The sequence below is a fragment of the Fulvivirga sp. genome, assembly GCF_040218215.1.
Taxonomy (GTDB): domain Bacteria; phylum Bacteroidota; class Bacteroidia; order Cytophagales; family Cyclobacteriaceae; genus Fulvivirga.
In genome coordinates this window covers 51,073-71,692 of the sequence record NZ_JAVJQL010000027.1, presented here as the reverse complement: position 1 = coordinate 71,692, position 20,620 = coordinate 51,073, and the positions used below count along the sequence as shown (strand labels likewise).

The window sequence follows — 20,620 nt, the reverse complement described above, 5'->3', positions numbered from 1 at the left end:
GAATTATGTTGAATTCGAAAATTGTAGGATTAGGCCATTATGTACCTGAAAGAGTAGTAACAAATGAGGAGTTGTCAGGAATGATGGACACTAATAACGAGTGGATAATAGAGAGGACCGGTATTGAGCAAAGGAGATTCATAGACCCTGCTAAAGACACGGTAGCCAATATGGCAGCCAAGGCAACCCATATGGCTTTAGAAAGAGCAAATTTGAATGTATCGGACATTGACTTCATAGTTTTCGCTACTATTACTCCAGATTACTTTTTTCCGGGTTCTGGCGTATTGCTTCAAAGGGAATTAGGCCTTGAGTCCATAGGTGCCCTGGACATTCGTAATGCATGCTCTGGTTTTATTTATGCCTTGTCAACAGCAGACGCTTTTATAAAAACAGGAATGTACAAAACCATATTGGTTATAGGTGCTGAAATTCAGTCTACGGCTCTCGATCTTACAACAAGGGGTAGAAATACAGCAGTTATATTCGGTGATGGTGCCGGAGCAGCCATTTTACAGGCTTCTGATCACAAAGGGGTTTTATCTACTCATCTGCATTCAGATGGCCGCTTTGCAGAAGAGTTGTATGTGAAAGACCCTGGTAGTAGCAGACCTCATGCTGAAAGACAGCCAGAACAGATTTTAGATACTTCAAGCTTTAAAGTTCATATGAATGGTAGCATGGTTTTTAAACATGCAGTAGTCAGGTTTAGTGAAGTGATTATGGAAGCTCTGGAAGCCAATAAGTTACAAAAAGACGAGATAGACCTACTAATACCACATCAGGCCAATTTACGGATCAGTCAATTCATCCAGAAGAAATTTGAGCTGCCAGATGATAAAGTTTACAACAACATCATGCGATATGGTAACACCACCGCGGGCTCTATTCCTATTGCTATGAGTGAGGCTTTTGGAGAAGGTAAGATAAAATCTGGTGACCTGATATGTCTGGCCGCTTTTGGCAGTGGTTTTACCTGGGCGTCTGCTTTAATCAGGTGGTCATAAGAAGGTTATGAATTAGATAAGTTGAGGAAGTTTAAAATGAATTGTTATATTTAATTCAAACTCACTCAACTTAAAACATATTTAATGAAAACCGCACAGTATAACCCTAGCCAACTTGAAGTAAATTTTGCAAGGGCAATTGAAGATTTACAGGATCAGATAGAAAAGCACCTTCCCAACAACCAAGTAATAAAAGTTGAGAACAGGATAGCAGAGGATAACCCCTTGGTTAAGTTTTACCTATTAGATAATGATGGCGACCCACACGAATTGGTTATCAAAGTGATTCAAACGCCTGATAAATTCTAACTTTCCCCCATTTTGCGGGATTTTTAAAGGATAAAGAATCACTTTCTTGTAGTTTAATGTTTTGCTACCTATTTTTTATTAAAATTATTCAATCAATCATGTTCAAATCAATTCTATCGTTCGCGTTGTTAATGTGCCTGATTACTGTTAATGGCATTGCACAAGCACCCGAATATCTTACTCGTGCCACAGCTTTAAAAACTATGCCTGTTGCACCTCCAGAGGTTGAAGGGAGTAGCTACCTTAACGAAGAATGGGTTACTGGCAATGTTGAAATTAAGAAAAACACCCTTTTAGAAAACCTTCCAATAAGGTATGATTTGGAAAACCAAACATTAGAAATAAAGTATGATGGGCAAGTAAAAATTTGTCCTTTAGATAGAATCCAAAATTTCTCCTATTTAAACTTTGGCGGCAATCAATTCAAATACTTTAACACCTCAGAAGTCAATAATATTGGTTTTGATTTACCAAAAGGAATCTGCAGAATATTGGTAGATGGCAATGCTACCCTAATTAAATATATCTACGCAGAAAAAATTAAGTCTAATTATAATATGGCACTTGCAATCGGAGACCCTAATCACAAGGTTGTTGTAAAAGAAACACCTTATGCAATCGTGAATGACCATGTTTACGAGGTTAAAAATAGCTTAAAGCGAAATTCAGAAATTTTTGGTGGTAAAAGTGGTAAGATTAAAGCCTATAGTAAAGAGAACAGGTTGAATTTTAAAGATGAGAGTGATCTAACACAGATATTCGAGTATTTTAACTCATTATTATAGGTCATTTAACCACCTGCACTCTAATAAAACTATTTAGAAGATTTTTTCTAAGCTTTTGAGTTTCTAAATCTTCAGCTCTCACTGAAGATTTATTTTTTTCAATTAAAACTTTATTTAGTTTATCAAATTGAACAATGTCTTTAGAACTGAAGTTATTTACCCCTGACTTAGAAGGATTCAGCAGTTTATAGTTAAGCTTTTGAAGCATATTCCCTGCAACCCTTTCAAAGATATCTACATCTCCAGCAGACATTTGACTGAGGTATTTACCAGAGTTATTATTGATGATTGGTTTTTTTACATTTTCCCACATCTCGCCAGCATTTGCCGTCATATTTGATTCCTTTGAATCGTAGTAATGCAGTAAGTCCTCATTAAACTTTAAATCCAACCTGTCACAAATATTTAGGACAACTTTTTTCGGAGAATGAATTAGGTCTTCATAAGCTATGGTCATAAACCTGTCGTGACCAACAGACTGGCGGACATGCTCCACTGCTATCTGATCTTTCAACCAATCCTTTGCAATATGATATACATGTTTTGGTCCTACTATTGCTTTTTGAAAAGACAATGCAACATCTCTACCATCTCGATATAAGTGAATATAAAATGGTCTGATATTGTGGGCTTCCAAAGTATCAAAATAATGAACATTAAATGTGCTCTTACAACACCAGACGGCTGCCCCCTCAGAAATAGTTTTTAATTCATAAACTACCCTGAATATTTCATAAATATTTCTTTGCTTACAACTATTGAAGACTTCGTTTACATCAAGTGTCAAATTCCATGGAACAGGATTGAACTCAATCCATTTACATACATCACCAATCAGCTGTTTAAAATTAGCTTCATCATTTAAATCCCCGTAATGGCTTAGAATAGGAATGAATGTATTAAGAATATGGGGAGGATGTGGTGCGCAAATTTCCTTAAACTGATTTAAAATTAATCTCAAAAGATTTGTACCTGACCGCTGAGTGCCTATAACCTGAATGCCTGAAATATCTATCATGATCTAACCCAAAAAGAAAAAGCCTAACACACCAAAACCAAAAATCAAATACAAGAAATTGAGATTAAACTTTAGCAATGCTATCAAAGAAACAGCAATGATAAAAATTGAAAACAAATAACCATCCAAATTTTGGCCTATTACCCATACAGAGTAAAGTATAAAAGAAATTACCATCGGCTTAATAGCCTGCAACATTGATAACCACCTTGTATTAGTACTAAACTTCCTTAGGCCACCAGATAACACAATCATAAGTATAGATGATGGCCCGAAAATTCCTAAAGTAGCAATGAGTGCTCCAAGAATACCATTTACCTTATAGCCAACAAAAGCAGCGCTAATCAAAATTGGACCCGGTGTGACCTGACCTATGGCTATAGCATCTACAAATTGAATATTGGTCAACCAATTCATTTGTTCGACAATTATATCCTGTAAGATTGGAACCATAACATAGCCTCCTCCAAATAGCGTAAGGCTAATCTTGGAGAATACTTCAAAAATTTTCAGGTTCAGATTATATGGAGTTAATATACTGACACCAAGGCTTATAATAAAAGCAACTCCCAATAGTAATGGAGCCCAATCTGCCTTATGCCTTTGAGTTTCAGCCTCATTTATTTCTTCTTCAGACTTGAAAAAGAGAAGGCCGACTAAGGCACTTCCTAATAGACAAAGAATAAATACAAGGTACCCACTATAGAAAAATTGAATAATCAGTCCTGCCAATAGTATTAAAAAATGTTTCCCTGATGTCACACTTTTCCGGGACATGTTATATGCAACAGAAATAATGACTGCGATAATAACAGGAATAACACCTTGAATAATGCTCCTCACTTGAGGAAGGTCACCATATTCTAAATAGAAATGAGTAGCAATAACAACAAGAATAAATGAAGGCAAAATAACAGAGAAAATAGCCAGAAGACCCCCTCTCCAACCTCGGAGATAATAGCCAATATAAGCTACAGTATTAACTGCTACCGGGCCTGGCAAGACAGAGGCAAGTGAAAAACCATTCATTATCACATCTTCGCTTATCTGCTTGTCTCTCTCCACCATCTTATTAATAACAACGGCTACTAATGCTGAAAAGCCTCCGAAAGAGGAGATGCCAATAATTACAAATGTTTTGAAGAGATAAAGAAGGGTTGGTTTACTTTTTTTTGCGTAATTCAAGACAACTGGTATTTGCCCGAAAATTACCATTCAAAATGGTACAACCAAAAAGAAAACAGGGGTAATAATTTCTGGAATCACTATTTAAAACATTATCGATACAAGGTGTTCCAATATTCGATAAGCTCAACAAAGTCTTGATCGTACTTGAATTTTAGTTTGTTGGTATTGATAAAGTAGCCTACTTCTTTAAAATATTGATCTGGAATAGCTGCTAAAACTTTTTTTCGACTATTTTCCAATTTTACCAGATTACCATTTTTAATCTGAAAGTAAAACTCCCTGACCAATTTGATCTTATCTGTTTTATCGCCAATTGATAAGGCCTCATTGTAGTTTGCTTTAATAATTTTGGTTGAATTCTTTGAATACAAAGAAACTGAGTCTTGTATTGCAATTCTAAACACTGCGTCCGTGTCAAAACCTATAGTATTTCCTATTATAAATGATTCAATTTCACCATTCAAATTAGTCCATGAGAACCCCTTTAGGAGACTAGCAGATATTACTCTAACTACTTTTCTATCTTTAAAATATAGCTGATTATCTATTAGATTAAATCTCATAGGCAGTTCTTTGAATTTCACATTATTCAATATTTGAAATTCCCCCACCAGCCAATTTTCATCTATATAATAAGGTTTATTTGATGGTTCAATTGTTTCTGAAAATTGGGTAATAGCAGTTTTGCCAAAAGTTACGTCTGATAATTGCCCATCGGGGTTTTGCGCCATACAAATTGTCACAGACCCTATTGCCAATAGTATTGTATATAATTGTTTCATAAAAAAAGGTCTTGAGCCAGATTGGCTCAAGACCCTTGTTTAGTTAAAAAATTAGTTTTTTGTAAAAGTTGTAGTTGAGCAAAATCCATTGGAATTGTCACACCAATTGATAGTGAGGATCCCACTTCCGGGATCCCAACTACCAGGATTGGCAAGGTCATCTGCAATTGTTACCTGTGATCCTGCACTACCTGTAACGGATATGGTATTGCATACATCAAGAATAGTTACCGGCTGATCCACAACAAACCCCCCGCCTCCGCAGCATGTAAAATATGCGGCACCAGATACATCAGAAACAGAATACGCTCCGGCCCCTAATGCGGTAATCATTACGCTTGCATTGGTAGAACTACCTCCAAATGTTGCAGCATCGGTATTAACCCCTGTCCATAGACCCTCTGGCAAGTTTGAGGGACAACTCAAGTTGGCAACATAAATCTTTTGAGAGGTGGCTGTAGTGCCATTGGCTAAATTAGCTCTAAAAGAGAAAGTAACGTTGTCTCCCAGATTCAAGTCATCTGCGGTGATACCTAATCCATCAATAGCCTCTATTAACGGTATTGAAACTGATGCAGGAACAGTTGATAATGTTGCGTGCTCTACCACATTTACACCTCCGTTATAACTTTTCAATATAGTAACGGATGATACAGGCAACCCGGTCACGTTAATATCCAGGTCAACTGTTGTGGTACTAACATTGGTCAAATCATAAAAAGTTGAACTACCAACCGCCACTTGCACCTGGGCACTTTCCACTAAATTCAACTCCTGAGATTCATCTTCTTCGCATGACACAAACAGAAGTACCATCAGGAAAACAGATAATATTATTTTTAAGCTTTTCATATCGAATTATTAAATTTTAAATTATTGATCCCACCAAACTCGATTGAGCAATGTAACGTCCTTAACAGGTATACCAGGTCCAGCAGACAAGCTTCCAGAGTTAAAATTTATCTCATTTTGAGGATAAGGAAGTTTTCTTGGCCTTACCCCAACTGTGAAATTTGTAGAGGGAATCGTGAAATTTGCTGGCAACCCAGTTCTTCTCCAGTCATACCAGGCCTCTGCAGGGTTAACAAAATTAGAGATATATTTTTGCTCCATTATTCTTGCCAGGGTTCCATTATAAGCTACTTCTGGCTGGGCTAAATAATCTGAGATTTCCGTTGCACTGATAGTTGGTAAATTTGCACCTCTGTTAGACGCTGTTAATAGATTAATTTCCCTTTTACCACCAGCAACATTACTTACTCTTTCAAGATCAGCGGCTACAGCTGTTTCATAAGCTGTTTGAGCAGCTCCAGTATTACCGGCCCTAAACTGAACCTCTGCAATAATAAATTGCACTTCTGCAAAAGTTATAAAAGGCACCGGGGCGTCAGCTGCTGCAAAAACAGCTCCTATCCTGGAGTATTTACCTCTTCCGGAGTCATCATCATCAAGGCCACTTGCCTTACCTGCTCTACCTCCACCGTTTGTAATAGGCTCAAAAAAGTGCGGTATTCTTGGGTCATTTAAATTCGTCAGCCTATCAAGAAATTGAGCACTCAATGCGTTGTCCTGAAATCCACTCAAATTGTCCAATTGATACATTGGATTTTCTTGAGTAGCGGTAGCCACAAAAGCAACCTCTGCCCCTTCACTATTATTTGCTATTAGGCTTGGGTTGGTATTCAAGAAATTAATGGCAGCAGATGCATCTTGCTTGCTTATCCTATTTAACAATCTCAATTTCAAGCTATTAGCAAATTTTATCCAAGAAGTAGTGCTACCACCATATATGTAGTCATCACTTCCTGGTACCTGAAAAGATGGTTTGCCCAAGTCTAGTATAGCGTCATCAAGCATAGCAATGAGCTTGGGGTATATCGACTCTTGCGTATCATATGCTGGAGTTATTACTTCCGAAACTTTCAAAGCTTCTTCATATGGAATATCCCCAAAGCCATCAGTCAACATTGCAAAACTCAACGCTCGAAGCACCTTACCTATTCCTACATAGGTAAAACTTTCACTAGCAAGAGCCCTTGTTTCCATTTCCTGAATATCCTGTAAAACACCTGCGTATATTGTGTTCCAGTAATTATTATTATCAGGAAGTTGAATATCCCATTGATCAAATCTCAAATGTTGATTCCTATGCCCAGCATAATAATGCACAAAATGGGCAGGTTGGGTTGCATATTCCGCACCACCGTACGAATATGCCAGTCTTGCCTCAATGGCCGGTAGCAATACCGATACGGGTACGTCTGTAGGATTGTTTGGATCTTTATTTATCTCCAAAAAGTTATCCTCACAAGCAGTTGCTGTTAGCAATAAAGCAATGAGCAACAATTTATATTTGAATAGTATTTTCATAATAAGTAAGTCTTAGTTATTAGAATGTAATATTGATACTGGCTCCATAACTTCTTGTACTAGGTAAGTCAAATCTATGGAACCCTTGAGCGTTTCCAGTACCGAAAGTACTTGACTCAGGATCTATGTCAGGAACGTTAGTAAACAATAGTAAATTTCTTCCTGTAATGGTAAAGCTCGCTCTCTCAATAAAATTATTGGCAAACAAGGTCTGGGGTAAATTATATGTAAGGTTAACTGATCTTAACTTCACCCAGTTGTTGTCATATACATTGGCCTCATTAATATTAGTCCAGTTACTCCACCAAGCAGCATTTTTTGTAATAGCGATGTCGTTTGGCCTTGTAGTACCATCTTGATTTTGAATAACACCGTCAAACACAAATGGAGTTGTTCTATCATCAGTTTCATCAGTTATACCATAAAACTGCAATAACTCTGTAGTACCATTCATGATAACACCACCATATCTACCTTCAAACAAGAAGTCCAAACTGAAATTCTTATAAGTAATGGTATTCCTTATACCACCAGTCCATTTTGGCTCTACATGACCCAGGTTAGCAGTAGCGCCCAATTGAGGAAACCCGTAGTTAGCACTGTTAGGATTGCTATCTACTAAAATGTTCCCATCAGCATCTCTTGCAAATGCACCACCTATAATCGAACCATATCGCTCTCCAAGATCAGCTCTTACCTGAAATCCAGTAAATCCACCTAAAAAGATGTTACTTACACCTTCAAATATCTCAACTACTTCGGTCTCTATTTTTGACCAGTTTGCTGAAATATCCCATGTAATGGAAGGTGTTTTTACAGGAGTTGCTGTTAACTGCACCTCAAACCCCTTACTATCCAATTGACCTACGTTGGCAATCAAACTTGTAAAGCCCGTTGACCCTGAAACTGACAAAGGAATAATTTGATCTGTAGATTCCGTTTTGAAGTAATTAACGTCCAATCCAATTCTATTGTCAAAGAACCTTAGGTCAGCACCAATTTCATATGAGGTAATACTTTCAGGTTTCAATACGGGATTTCCTAAAGAGTTAGCTGCAGTAAAACCTTGTTGCCCATTAAATGGGAATGCCAATCCAGCATTAGACTGAGTAAATCCATTTGATGGAGCTGCCTGAACAAATACAGGATCTATACTATAAGGCAACGCATCATTACCAACTTGAGCATAACTACCTCTAATTTTACCGAATGTCAAAACATTGCTTTCTAGGGCAAGCGCATCTGTGAATGAGAAGGCAAGGTTAACAGATGGGTAGAAAAATGAGCGTTCATCCTTTGGTAAGGTCGAAGACCAGTCATTTCTACCTGTTATTCCTAAGAACAACATGTTCTTATAAGCAAATTGTGCATCAAAATAAGCACCGTACAGCCTTCTTAAAGTGGTATTCTCCAAAGGAGTACCAGGTGTAGTATTAGAAATATGCGGTGTATTTGGCAGAACTAATGCTGTACCAGTAACCGCATCCTGCTGCAATTCCCTTTGGTTGATGTTGTGACCAAGTAGTAGATTGAAATTCAGATCTTCGGTAAAATCACGCTTGATATTTAATATCAAATCTGTGTTAACCTCTCTTCTAAAAATAGTTTGGTTATTTAAACTACCTCCTCCACCATTAGCAGTACCAATATCTTTGAAATCCTTTCTTCTTTCTTTTGCAAAGTCTGTTCCAACTCTTGCACTAATACTTAACCAATCAAGAATATCATAGTTAAAGTCTGCACCAGCTATAACACGATCGAGTTTTGATTCTACCGAGGTTTTATTCACAGTCCAGTTAGGATTATCAAACGAACCACCTCTCCAGTTTACCTGACCCCCAGTGGCGTTTTGATAGGGATACCCTGCCAAATTAAATGACCTCGGTGCCTGGTAAAGTGCAAAAATTGGGTTATTCCCATCCTGCCCAGCAAACGGCACATTACCATCATTTCTTATATAATTCATCCTTACAGATGTTGACATCTTATCAGAAATTTTTGTTGAGGCATTGGCACGTAGCGAAAATCTGTTATAATCCTGATTAGGAATATAAGATGACTGTAATGTTCTGCCTACTGACATATAGTAAGACCTTACATCATCACCACCTTTTACACTAATGTTGTTTATTGATGTCTTACCCTTATCAAAGAAATTTTCAATGTTATCGTAAGACTGAAGTGGAACAGTTTGCCCCAGCGCATTAACATGGTCCTGACCTTGGATAAGTGGCCCAAATGATCTGGATGTACCGTTAGCATAAACACCATCTACACTACCCTGTGCCCATCTTGTTTGAACGTCTGGTAATTTTAGTACTTCATCTATCATATAAGTTGAAGAATAACTGACTTGTGCGCCCTTGGCTGATTTACCGCCACTCTTAGTGGTGATAACAATTGCACCATTTGCAGCGCGAATTCCATAAAGAGCGGCAGCACTGGCACCTTTCAAAACGGAAATAGATTCAATGTCTGCAGGGTTAATATCTCCAGCTCTATTTGGTGTAGCCACACCGGTAGTAGTATTTAAGTTACCGTCATTGTCATTACTCATGGGTATGCCATCAATAACAAAAAGAGGTTGGTTATTACCAGTTAATGATGTAACACCTCTAAGGTTTACTCTTGAGGCCTGGCCCGGTGCACCGCCTGAAGCAGTAATTTGTAAACCGGCAACCCTACCAGCAAGTGAATTTACCATGTTGGTATTTCTACCTCCTTCAACAACATTACCATCAACTTCACTTACGGCATACCCTAACGCTTTTTGCTCTCTCTCTATACCAAATGCGGTTACAACAACCTCTGATAGCTGCTTTACATCAGCGCGCATTTGGACATCAATGACAGAGCGTGCCCCTACAGCTACTTCTTCTGTGGCCAATCCTATAAATGAAAACACCAATACGGCATTTTGATCTGAAATTGATAGTGTATAATTACCATCAAAATCGGTAACGGTACCGATAGTTGTTCCTTTCAAAACAACATTTACACCAGGCAATGCCTCACCATCATCTACTGAGGTGATTTTACCTGTTACGGTTCTTTCCTGTGCCCACGTGTTGGAGATTCCAATAGCAGACAGCAGCATAAATAATAGGAGTAATTTCTTCTTCATACGTTCCTGTTTAGATAAAATTTGTTACTCAGCCCTTAAGTATAAAAAGAGCCTTATTTCAAAGGTCACTAAACAGGAGGATGCAAAAATCCCCCAGATATTACGAAATATTGGGGGATAAAATGACTATAAACCTGTTATCAGGGGGATTTGATATCCCCCTTCATTAAATTAGTTTTTCTTTTGTAGCCTTGGCTATAGCCTCGGACTTGCTATTCACCTGAAGTTTGGAATAAATATTCTTGATGTGCGACTTTGCGGTCTCTTTTGTTACAAAAAGTTCTTGTGCGATCATGCTATAGCTTTTACCTTTTGAGAGAAGTTCTAAAACCTCCGTTTCACGCTTAGAGAGTGGTGAATTTGGGTTCTTTTGAAAGGACGCCACAACCATTTTGGCAATTTTGGAACTCATAGGGGCACCTCCGTTAATCACTTCTTCAATTGCATCCAGTAACTCTGTATGACTGGTGTTTTTTGTAATGTAACCAGAGGCACCGGCTACCAAGGCCTGGAATACCAAGTCACTATTTTCATAAATTGTGTTAACGATTAAATCAATATGAGGAGAGGCTTTTTTGATGATCCCAATAGCCTCAATACCGTTCATACCTGGTAATTCCAAATCCATCAGAATAACATCCGGCTTATCCTTACGAACATTTTTTATGGCATCCTCCGCATTGTCATATGCGTTTACAACTAGGTAGTTGCTTACACTATTAATGATTAATGAGAACCCCTCACGCACTGCATCATTGTCTTCAACAATCACTATTCTTGATTTGAAGTAATTCATAATTTTGTCATTTAAGTCATTATTGTTTTATCGAGTTTTGCCTGATTGAAAATTCCTTTGAAGTATATTTTTGACCCTTTTTTATCTTCAATATTAGTTATTACGAATTCACCATTTAATTGACTCGCCCTGGTGTTCATATTTTTCATTCCCATTCCTTTAGTAATCTCATCGATATTAAAACCAACACCATTATCCCACAAGGTGATAACGAAATCCTTTGCACTGAGTTTTAAATCAAGATGAACCTCTGTAGCTTGAGAATGTTTTAGTGCATTGGTCATTGCCTCTTTAAAAATTAGTACCAGTTGTCTGCTCCAGCCAGAGGGTAATGGATAGTGTTTATCGAAATCATCAGCGTTAGAGAAGAAAGCAATTGGTGTTCGCTCGTATAAATCTTCTCCGAAGTCTCTGATGTATGTAAATATTTCATTCAAATTATCACTATCAGGATCCATTGACCAGATAAAGTCTTTTGTACCTGTAAAAAGGCTGCTCGTATGCTTTTGTATATTTTGCAGGAGATCATCTACTTCTTTAGACTTATTTTTTAATTTGAGATTAATAAGATTGGCAAAAACCGTGATGCTCGCAATTTGATTACCCATATTATCATGGAAATCCCGGGCCATTCTCTTACGAACCTTTTGAAGTTCTTCAGAACGAATTCTCTCTAATGTTAATATTTTATTCAAATTAACCCGTACTCTGTAGTCGTTGTATAACTTAAAGCATACAAAAAACAGCACTAGTAATAAAACATAAAACCATAGCCGCTGCCAAAATGGAGGGGTTATTTCAAACTGAAAAGTTGCAGGAATAGTTGACCACACGTCATCATTGTTTGCAGCCTTAACTTCAAAAGTATAGCTTCCTGGTGCCAAATTAGTGTATACTGCTTCGGTTCTTTCAGTAACGGGTGACCAGCGAGCCTCCAGACCCAACAACCTAAACTTATATTTAACCTCCTTCGGGTTACTTAGACTCACACCAAAATACTCAAGAATTAGATTGTTCTCAGAATAGGGTAATTTTATCTTCTCGGGAATATTTAACCAACTTGAAATATTATCAGTGTATTGACTCCAGTCTACTTCATTGTAAAACAATTTGAGGCCAGATATATAAGTGATCGGCTCTACCTCATTTTTGACTTCCTTTGATGCATCATACTTAAAAACCCCATCATCGGTACCAAACCAAATGTTATTTTCATTATCACGGAAGATATTGTTATAAGTAGTCCCTAACCCCTTAAAACCTTCTTTTTGCCCATAACTTTTTATTCTTATCACTCTGCCATATTCATCGAGCAATACTTTATCAACCCCTCTTTCTGACCCAACAATCAAATTATTGTCAGAATCAATAAGTAAATTATAAATAAGATCAGAAGACAGACCTTCTTGTGTGGTAACAAACATTCTGGTGCCATTGGTAGCTATTCTTAAAAGACCGTGACCAGAATAACCAATCCAGTAGTTTCCATAATTATCCTTAACTGCTGTATTGACCCGTTTATCAAAAACTTCCTTATCAATATCTATTAATGATAGTTGACCATCAGAATACTGGGAAATACCCTCTCGAGTAACAATAAGCACCTCTCCTTCATTACTCTCAGAAATACCCCAAATAAGGTTGCCAGCAAGCCCACTCTGGATGTTATAATTTTCAAAAGACTCCCCATCATACTTACTCAATCCACTGACGGTACCGATCCATATATTTTGATGGCTATCAACAAAAACCTGTCTTACAAAATTATGAGCGAGACCGTCTTCAGTTGTCAGCGAACTGAACGAATTTCCGTCAAATTTAATCAAACCTGACCCTCGGCTACCAAACCATAAATTACCAGCGCTATCTGCTGCACTGGACGATATGTACTGACTTGGCAAACCATCCGTTAAACCAAATTTTACATATTTCTCCCCATCATATTTTTGTATTCCCTTTCCAAAAGACCCATACCAATAATTCCCGTCACTATCTTGGGTGACACTTGTAAGTGGCAAAGTTTCCAGACCATGTTCCATCCCATAAAAAGTAAAAACTTCATTGGTCAATTTATACAGGCCTTCACTCTCGGCACCAAACCAGACATTGCCTTCCCTATCTGTAAATATTATATTTATACCTTTATCCGTGATACCTTGGTTTTTTGAAAAATGCTTGATTTTACCATTATCATACTTCAATGCACCTAAAGCCGAGACAGTCCAGAATTCATCAACATCAATCACGTTGGCCGATTTGATGAAGGTGTTTTTTAACACCAACTCATAGTTAAGATTTTTAGGGTCAAAACTTAGCAATCCCTTATTGGAGCTTATCCAAAGTTTGTTGCCCTTTATACACATTGATAATAAATATCCTTTGAAATCAGAATTGGTAAGTACCTCAGTAAAACGCCCATTGTTGTATTTAATCAACCCTTGAATTGCAGTAATAATCCACAGATTACCCTCCTCATCTTCATTAATGTCTATTACCTTATCAGCGCCTATCATTTCAGGCATAGTAGCAATAGTCATTCTTCCAAGTGTATCAATTTTTCCCAAGCCACCTTGAGGATCAGCAAACCAAATAGTGCCATCATTTGACTCAAAGATTTTGTTTACAGAATTGCCATTTTCATTAAGCGAGTCGACTTGGTAAATAGTAAAATCTTTACCATTATATCTGGAAATTCCTGAGGCTGTTGCAGCCCAAATATCCCCATTCATGCTGCAAAGAATGCTTCTAACGTAATTACTGGGCAGACCATTCTTTATCGTGATATTTTCGAACTCTATTCCATTGAATTTTGACAAACCACCACCAGCAGTTGCCAACCACAAATTACCAAATTTGTCCTCGCAGATGTCCATAATTCGCTCATGTGCAAGGCCATCACCAATGTCATAATTTATGAAATTATAGGCCTGCCCATAGGTTGAAATGGCAATCAACCAAAAGAATAAAAATGATAGGAAGCCCTTAATTTTAGTAATCAACATACGTTAGCACCAACTTCGGAAGAAAGATAAAAGATATAATCACCTCTTTAGGGGGATTTATATCAGCGGTTATCTAAGAATGTACAATTTACCAAATCCTTTTGTAAATGCTTTATCAGCTGAGGTAGATCGTTGCTTTAAGCTTTGCCCATTCTGTTTGACTATAACTTTGTATAAGTAAACTCCATTAGCCAGTTTATCTCCAAATTCATCTCTCCCATCCCAGGCATAATCAGATATATTATTACCTATCCTCACAATCCCCAGCTCATCCTGAGTTATTTCCCGCACTATTTTGCCGCTTACAGTCATGACCTGAATCCGGATTTCCTGCGGGACCTCACTACCGGTGAGTGTAAAAATGAATTTTGTACTGGTTGAAAACGGATTAGGGTATGGATAAAAATTAGTAATAGTTGATTCATTAATAACCTCAAATGAGATAGAATATGCATCATCGCCCGATAAATTTCCACTGGCATCAGAAGCCTGAACACTCAGGGTATACCTACCATCTTCAAGTGTTGATGGCTTGTACTCAACATTAAAGGAAGTCTGTTCCGTTGCGGCAAACCACTGCACCTCATTAGAAGAAAAATTAACTCTTTTAGAATTGCATCCTTCACACTCTTTTCGAAGAAAAATGTTCATGCTGGTTGTATCCGTTACCATAATATAGGGATTTTCGTCCTTTAATTGAATTGTTATTAAAGGTGAGGGGGATACAATATCGCCATTCAGAATATATCTGCCATCAAACAACACATCCAACAATGGGTTTATATTATCCTTTTCAACGGTCAGAAATCTTTTTAAATCAAGGGTGTTATTATCATAAAACAATTCTGGTTCAAGCTGTGGATTAACCTCTACTCTTAGGTCATTGTCTCCGGTAAAGCCTAAGCTCACCAAATCGATGTTAAACATAGTGGTATCTCCTGGCAATGGGGCTTTTATCCTAAATGTTTCATTAGTGGTTTTTCGACTATCAATATTAAATTGCTGTTGTTTTACTTCCAGAGAATCCAAAAATGGTTGTTTCGATATATTTTTAAAACCATAGGATTTTTGAATTCTTACCCCTTCCTGAATTGTCACTTGCTCAGTATTTTCATCTTTGGCAATAAATATACCTTCAGGCACGGGAGTAAATAGAACCAACCATTTCTCAAGTTGTGGCGGGGTAAGGTTAATGTCATCAGCAATATTGATAACCAATTTCAAATATGGATACTGATTAGCATTTACAGAGGATAAGTCCAACGGAAAGTTTGTAACATCATTCATCAAAACCTGTTCGTTTCCGTTGTTACCCATTCCTATAACATCAAATGTAAACTCATCAGTCTTAGGTAATTCAGATATGCTGGCGTTTGCAATAACGGAACCCCATTGCTTAGCTGGCCCAATTAATGAAGATGCTAATTTACCAGACGACTCTACACCACTTAGTTTTAATGTCAATTGTATCTGCTGCTCAGCTTCTGGTGAGACTGTTGTTTTTAATTGCTGCGCAGCACCTGGAGGTGCTCCTTTCTTACCTACCAAAATATAAGGCTCACCTGGCACAACGGCATCAAAATCAGTACTTAAAGCCCCTATTTCTTCCAGCTTGGTTTTAATATTAGCCGACCAATTGGCCACCTGAGGATCTCCAATTGTAAAAAACACTACAGAATCACCTTCTTGAAGATTATCAATATATGTAATGAGGTTATCATTGATAACACTTTCTATTTCCGAAAAGGTAAAGCTATCTATAATCTGAGGCACCCTACCACAAGTTTTGCTATCCACTTGAAGAAAAGGAACGGCCGCATATGGTATTGCAGTATTTTTGTCAAACGCTATTAAGTTTACAGTATTATCCCGGCACCCAAAGCCATTATTAATAATGTACTCTGTGCCATCAATAAGCACAGATACCTCAGAGTTTAAAGCTGGGTTAGCGGCACCAAAAGTCGTAATCTGAACATCCCTGAAGGTTCTGAGGAAATCAAACTCTTCTTTGTCATCATTGCGCTGAAGGCTGCTGATGACACTGTTTTCCAATTGATTATAGGCACTTTGCGACCAACCTTCAGGACTATCTTTAATGTACGTAAAGGAGCTGGTTACCCACTCATCACTCTCCCCGGGCTGAATATCCGCGTACTTACTTCTCCAATAGTATACCGTACTATCATTTAAAGGTACATCATTAAGTAAGTCAACCTTCCAGCTGGCCAATAATCGGGCATTCAAACTGTTCTGTTTTAAAAACGGACTATCAAAGGTGTTTACCGTGTCAATTTCAATAGAAAACTGTCTTTCCTTTTCAAGAATGTTGCTCGATTGAATTAGTAACTCAACAGGTTGTTCAGCTACTATTGCATAATCATTTGGATATATATTACGCGTACCAAACAGCGGAATAAAGTAATCTAAGGAGGCAGTATTATTGTTTTCATTTAATTCAGGTATTTCAGATAAGTAATCAAGCTGAACAGAAAACCTATTATTTCCAAAACCATTTTCTTCGCCTCTTATTATTCTAAAGGAAATTGTATCCAGGTAATTAATGGGAGCAAAAACCGAATCATATTCTAAAATGCTATTGTCCTGTAATGTCCTGCTAACGGCTATTCTAATAGAATCCGACCTTGTTCGACCATAATTTTTTACTATCATTTTTAAAGCGAACGAATCGGCCTTAGCAGTAACTGGCTCTTCAGTAAAAGAGTCAATATAAAGATTGTCATTTGTTATCTCATAATCGGGATTTTCAGGACCAAACAAGTTAACTGCAGGATCTCCCAACAACACCATCTGCTGGGTTTGACTAACGTTGGTTGGATCCGTCAACACATTATTCAAATACCGTCTGCCCACCTCTTGCTGAACGTCTGCTATAGGCTTGCTCACAAATACAGAGTCACCATACCCAACATCATAAAATGTATTGGAATATCTGCGCAAATTTCCACTAAAGCCAAATGAACTATGGGCTATAAAACCAATGGCTCCTTTGTTTTCAGCGAGTATCCAGTCTTCACCAAACGTAAAATCTGCCCTAAAAAACGCTCCGGCATTACATCCATTTATGAGAAACATCGGGTATTTCCCTGCATTGTTATAGCCCAATTCAGGATCAGTGGCATACCCTATATCGATATCAGTGATGTTAGGAGCAGAGTGACCATAAAATGTAATCAAAGACAGTCCTTTATTCACCTCATCCGCCACATTGATGAGCTGTATAGTGCTTCCAGACGTTTTAGCAACTGTCTTTACATCACCCCCCAAATAGTCATCCACGGCAATATTTTCAAAACCTTTCATATAAGCCCTAAAAACCACCAATTCAGACACTGTAATACCTCCACTCAAATGAAGAACATTCTTGCGCCATAAGTCATCAAAAGGCAGCCCCTCCATTTCTATTACTTTATTTAAATAAGCATTGACCTGGGCAGGTGTAAGTGCCGGAATCCTCCCTACAGGAACTGCTGGAATATTAGCTTCTCCTGACAACCCTGCCGTAAAAAGCATGTCTGATCCGGGATTACCCGAAGTTGGCACCAAATCCTTAGCTTGATACGTAATACCTTGCCTTGTGAATGGTATTGAACCAGTGGCATTCCTATAAAAGTTAATACTCGGATCTAACCCCTTACCAATAATAAAAAGGTACTTGGGATCTCCATTATTGACCATGAACCTCATGAAATCAAAAATCGCCAATGGGTTTTTAATACCGTAGTTGTATTGGTTGTACAACATATCGATATCTACAACCAGCGTGTCATACCCACCACCCGTTGAAGAAGCCCTATAACTTGCATATGCTTTAACGGGGTCATTAACATTACCTGTAGGCTTCATTAACTGACTATGGCTTAAAATAATGTAGTCATGCGATGAAGCATTAATATCCCTAAATGGTGCTCTTTTTACAACCGGGGTAATAAAGTTCTGTGAATTGATAAAAATCCTTCTGGGTATTGCTGTGCCGTTAATAACAGCATTCAAATCACTCCCCGCCTGGTTGCTGCCTATCCTGATCACATTGTCAGTATCAGTAACATCATAGAGTTGGGTATTATTAGGAACATTGCTAAACTCTACATATGATTTGTTTGAAGGCTCTGTTTTAAGATTAAAAACTTTTACGCTCGAACTTTGAACATTGAAATTTTGAGGATAAAATAACCTAATATAAGAAGTACTGATCCTGTCATTTCCCCCGCTAACCCCTAATGCGGTTACTCTTACAGTTATTGAACCTCCTGCAGAAATATCTGTCCAAAGTAAGTCGGATGTGAACTTTAAGCTTTCGTAATTATCAAATTGTACATTCCCAATATTTCTCAGAGTAGCTGTTGATGTACCAACTAAAATATCCACATTGTGTGGCAGGTCATCACGGCCAGTTAAAAGCAATTCAATTGATGGAACACCATCTGCCTGAACACCATTTGTAATTCCATTAATCACAAAATCAGCGGAATTATTCTCCTGAATAGCCGCACTTGTCCACCCCTCACCATAATCAAAACTTGAAAGCCGGGTGTACTCATTGGTGGAATACCCTTGTCCTGATGAATACTGAGCTGTATTAATTAGTCGTTTTTCTTCCAGATGAGAAGTCTGAGCTATTAGTCCACCTGTATTATTTTCGGAATAACTGGTCATCCTTTTTCCATTGGTTGTAGTCAAATGCCACGTTAGAAAATAAGCTGAACTGTCACTATAGATGCTATAGAATTGATGGGGTTGGGCTTCTGCCGGTTTATAAAGTCGCTCATCTGCCTTACCATCATTTTTAACACCATAAAACTCAATATAATCTGTTGTGTTAAATACAGCATCTCCCTGGCCCTGCACAAATATGGCTTGCTCTACACCTTTATGAAACAATTGTAATCTTCTAGGGTCAACACTATTTATGGGAAAGCCCGCATTGGTAAGGTCAGCGTATGATATACGATACAGCCCATCCTGCGCAAGCGTGACTTTGTAATACTTTTTATTATAGTCTATCCATTCATCACCATAAAGTTGAGAATAGCCAATGTGGCTCACTAACAATAAAAACACTAGCACTATCCTTCTGCTGCTTATCATTTTTTATCAAAATGGGCTTTTAATGAAAACACATGACTGTATGGTGATGATGTCTGGTCGCCAATATCCGTGAGAGCGTAGTCAATGCTCAATTGCTTTATTACAACACCTATTCCAAAGTTCGGCTGAAAGGTTTTGTAAGTTGATTTATCAAAGCGCTGCACCTCCTGAACATTCCCCGCTCCGAACCTGAGATAAAAAGTTTTTTTATAATCCATTTCTAAACCTACAGATGGCTCCGTTGAGATTAGCTTCGACTTCCAAAGTACATTCCTTTCCCCGTCAAATGAGCTTATAAAATCAAAAGAAGCCAGCAGGCCGAATTTTTGTTTAATTACAAAATATCTTGACACACCAACTATCGCCTTTGGCAATGTTATTTCAACAGAATTGTCAGGTATTACATTCCCCGTCTGAGTGTAAACATCAGCCACTAACTCAGTATTGTGTGTCCATGCATTAAAAGTGCCCGTTACATCACGTACCATCAAACCTAGCTGCCACTTACCGATTGTCTTTTTCGCTCCTACATCTAAACCAAAACCCCAGGCATTGGCGAAACTACCTGCAACACGATGAACAACCTTAAAATTTCCACCAATATCAATTCCACCTAAAACATTAAGTTTTCGGGCATAAGATATTAAGAAAGCATAATCAGCCGCTGTGAAAAACCTGATATTATCATAATTAATAGCTCCATTGGCATCATACAAAAACCGGGTATCTGGTATGTCATCTATGGCAAATCGTATTACCGATACACCAAGGCTGCTTGAGCTATCTATCTTAGTGGCAAAGCCTGCATAGTCGTATTTAGCTATCCCTGCAAAATATTCTGCATGCATTAGAGAAAATTCATAGGTGTTTGAAATGCCCAAAAGGCCAGCAGGGTTCCAATACCCAGCGGTGACATCGTTAACATTAGATACTTGTGTATTTGACATGCTTAGCGCCCTGGCACCTACCCCAATGGACAAAAATTCATTGCTGTATTTTGGTGAGTGCTGTGCATCGGATGTGCTTGCCAATCCGAAGATCAATAAAAATGGAAACCAGAGTTTTTTCATAAAAATAGCAGATGTAAATATATCAAATGAGTATCCCAATTTGTATAAAAGAATCACTGAATA

General features: G+C 37.9%; 13 protein-coding genes. 3 read left to right on the top strand and 10 right to left on the bottom strand.

Annotation, left to right across the window (positions count from 1 at the left end):
• Positions 1-5 precede the first annotated feature (5 nt).
• The 3 genes from RIB54_RS18210 (at position 6) to RIB54_RS18200 (ending at position 2,101) form a co-directional block, all read left to right on the top strand.
• Positions 6-1,007, top strand: a complete 1,002-nt coding sequence (locus RIB54_RS18210) for a beta-ketoacyl-ACP synthase III (RefSeq protein WP_350102229.1) — start codon at positions 6-8, stop codon at positions 1,005-1,007.
• Positions 1,008-1,091: 84 nt separating this feature from the next.
• Positions 1,092-1,316 carry a hypothetical protein gene (locus RIB54_RS18205; protein ID WP_350067251.1) on the top strand — a complete coding sequence of 75 codons (225 nt, stop codon included), beginning with the start codon at positions 1,092-1,094 and terminating at the stop codon, positions 1,314-1,316.
• A gap of 98 nt (positions 1,317-1,414) precedes the next feature.
• Positions 1,415-2,101: a hypothetical protein gene (locus RIB54_RS18200; RefSeq protein WP_350102228.1), complete on the top strand. Its 687-nt coding sequence runs from the start codon at positions 1,415-1,417 to the stop codon at positions 2,099-2,101.
• A gap of 1 nt (position 2,102) precedes the next feature.
• On the opposite strand, the gene RIB54_RS18195 is transcribed toward RIB54_RS18200, so the two are convergent.
• The 10 genes from RIB54_RS18195 to RIB54_RS18150 all read right to left on the bottom strand — a co-directional run bounded on the left by RIB54_RS18195 (position 2,103) and on the right by RIB54_RS18150 (position 20,557).
• A complete protein-coding gene (locus tag RIB54_RS18195; RefSeq protein WP_350102227.1) occupies positions 2,103-3,119 on the bottom strand; it encodes a sulfotransferase family protein in 1,017 nt (338 codons plus the stop codon).
• A gap of 3 nt (positions 3,120-3,122) precedes the next feature.
• Positions 3,123-4,304, bottom strand: coding sequence for a chromate efflux transporter (gene chrA / locus RIB54_RS18190; protein ID WP_350102226.1), 1,182 nt, complete (start codon positions 4,302-4,304; stop codon positions 3,123-3,125).
• Between the two features lie 92 nt (positions 4,305-4,396).
• A complete protein-coding gene (locus tag RIB54_RS18185; RefSeq protein WP_350102225.1) occupies positions 4,397-5,089 on the bottom strand; it encodes a hypothetical protein in 693 nt (230 codons plus the stop codon).
• A 51-nt stretch (positions 5,090-5,140) separates the two neighbouring features.
• Positions 5,141-5,941: a hypothetical protein gene (locus tag RIB54_RS18180; protein ID WP_350102223.1), complete on the bottom strand. Its 801-nt coding sequence runs from the start codon at positions 5,939-5,941 to the stop codon at positions 5,141-5,143.
• 21 nt (positions 5,942-5,962) lie between these two features.
• Entirely contained in the window at positions 5,963-7,459 is a 1,497-nt protein-coding gene (locus RIB54_RS18175) for a SusD/RagB family nutrient-binding outer membrane lipoprotein (protein ID WP_350067239.1), read from the bottom strand.
• Between the two features lie 19 nt (positions 7,460-7,478).
• Positions 7,479-10,583 carry a SusC/RagA family TonB-linked outer membrane protein gene (locus RIB54_RS18170; RefSeq protein WP_350102222.1) on the bottom strand — a complete coding sequence of 1,035 codons (3,105 nt, stop codon included), beginning with the start codon at positions 10,581-10,583 and terminating at the stop codon, positions 7,479-7,481.
• Between the two features lie 166 nt (positions 10,584-10,749).
• Entirely contained in the window at positions 10,750-11,379 is a 630-nt protein-coding gene (locus RIB54_RS18165; RefSeq protein ID WP_155185050.1) for a response regulator transcription factor, read from the bottom strand.
• A gap of 11 nt (positions 11,380-11,390) precedes the next feature.
• Positions 11,391-14,381 carry a sensor histidine kinase gene (locus RIB54_RS18160; RefSeq protein ID WP_350102221.1) on the bottom strand — a complete coding sequence of 997 codons (2,991 nt, stop codon included), beginning with the start codon at positions 14,379-14,381 and terminating at the stop codon, positions 11,391-11,393.
• Between the two features lie 69 nt (positions 14,382-14,450).
• Positions 14,451-19,487 carry a putative type IX secretion system sortase PorU2 gene (gene porU2 / locus RIB54_RS18155; RefSeq protein ID WP_350102220.1) on the bottom strand — a complete coding sequence of 1,679 codons (5,037 nt, stop codon included), beginning with the start codon at positions 19,485-19,487 and terminating at the stop codon, positions 14,451-14,453.
• On the bottom strand, positions 19,484-20,557 hold the full coding sequence (locus RIB54_RS18150; RefSeq protein ID WP_350102219.1) for a putative type IX sorting system protein PorV2: 1,074 nt from the start codon (positions 20,555-20,557) through the stop codon (positions 19,484-19,486). Before RIB54_RS18150 ends, porU2 begins: the two co-directional genes overlap by 4 nt.
• Between the last annotated feature and the right edge of the window lie 63 nt (positions 20,558-20,620).

Coding starts and splice junctions, on each gene's coding strand:
- RIB54_RS18160 (WP_350102221.1), bottom strand. CDS start 14,381: ATGTTGATTACTAAAATTAAGGGCTTCCTATCATTTTTATTCTTTTGG.
- RIB54_RS18200 (WP_350102228.1), top strand. CDS start 1,415: ATGTTCAAATCAATTCTATCGTTCGCGTTGTTAATGTGCCTGATTACT.
- RIB54_RS18150 (WP_350102219.1), bottom strand. CDS start 20,557: ATGAAAAAACTCTGGTTTCCATTTTTATTGATCTTCGGATTGGCAAGC.
- RIB54_RS18170 (WP_350102222.1), bottom strand. CDS start 10,583: ATGAAGAAGAAATTACTCCTATTATTTATGCTGCTGTCTGCTATTGGA.
- RIB54_RS18210 (WP_350102229.1), top strand. CDS start 6: ATGTTGAATTCGAAAATTGTAGGATTAGGCCATTATGTACCTGAAAGA.
- RIB54_RS18180 (WP_350102223.1), bottom strand. CDS start 5,941: ATGAAAAGCTTAAAAATAATATTATCTGTTTTCCTGATGGTACTTCTG.
- RIB54_RS18175 (WP_350067239.1), bottom strand. CDS start 7,459: ATGAAAATACTATTCAAATATAAATTGTTGCTCATTGCTTTATTGCTA.
- RIB54_RS18195 (WP_350102227.1), bottom strand. CDS start 3,119: ATGATAGATATTTCAGGCATTCAGGTTATAGGCACTCAGCGGTCAGGT.
- porU2 (WP_350102220.1), bottom strand. CDS start 19,487: ATGATAAGCAGCAGAAGGATAGTGCTAGTGTTTTTATTGTTAGTGAGC.
- RIB54_RS18185 (WP_350102225.1), bottom strand. CDS start 5,089: ATGAAACAATTATATACAATACTATTGGCAATAGGGTCTGTGACAATT.
- RIB54_RS18165 (WP_155185050.1), bottom strand. CDS start 11,379: ATGAATTACTTCAAATCAAGAATAGTGATTGTTGAAGACAATGATGCA.
- RIB54_RS18205 (WP_350067251.1), top strand. CDS start 1,092: ATGAAAACCGCACAGTATAACCCTAGCCAACTTGAAGTAAATTTTGCA.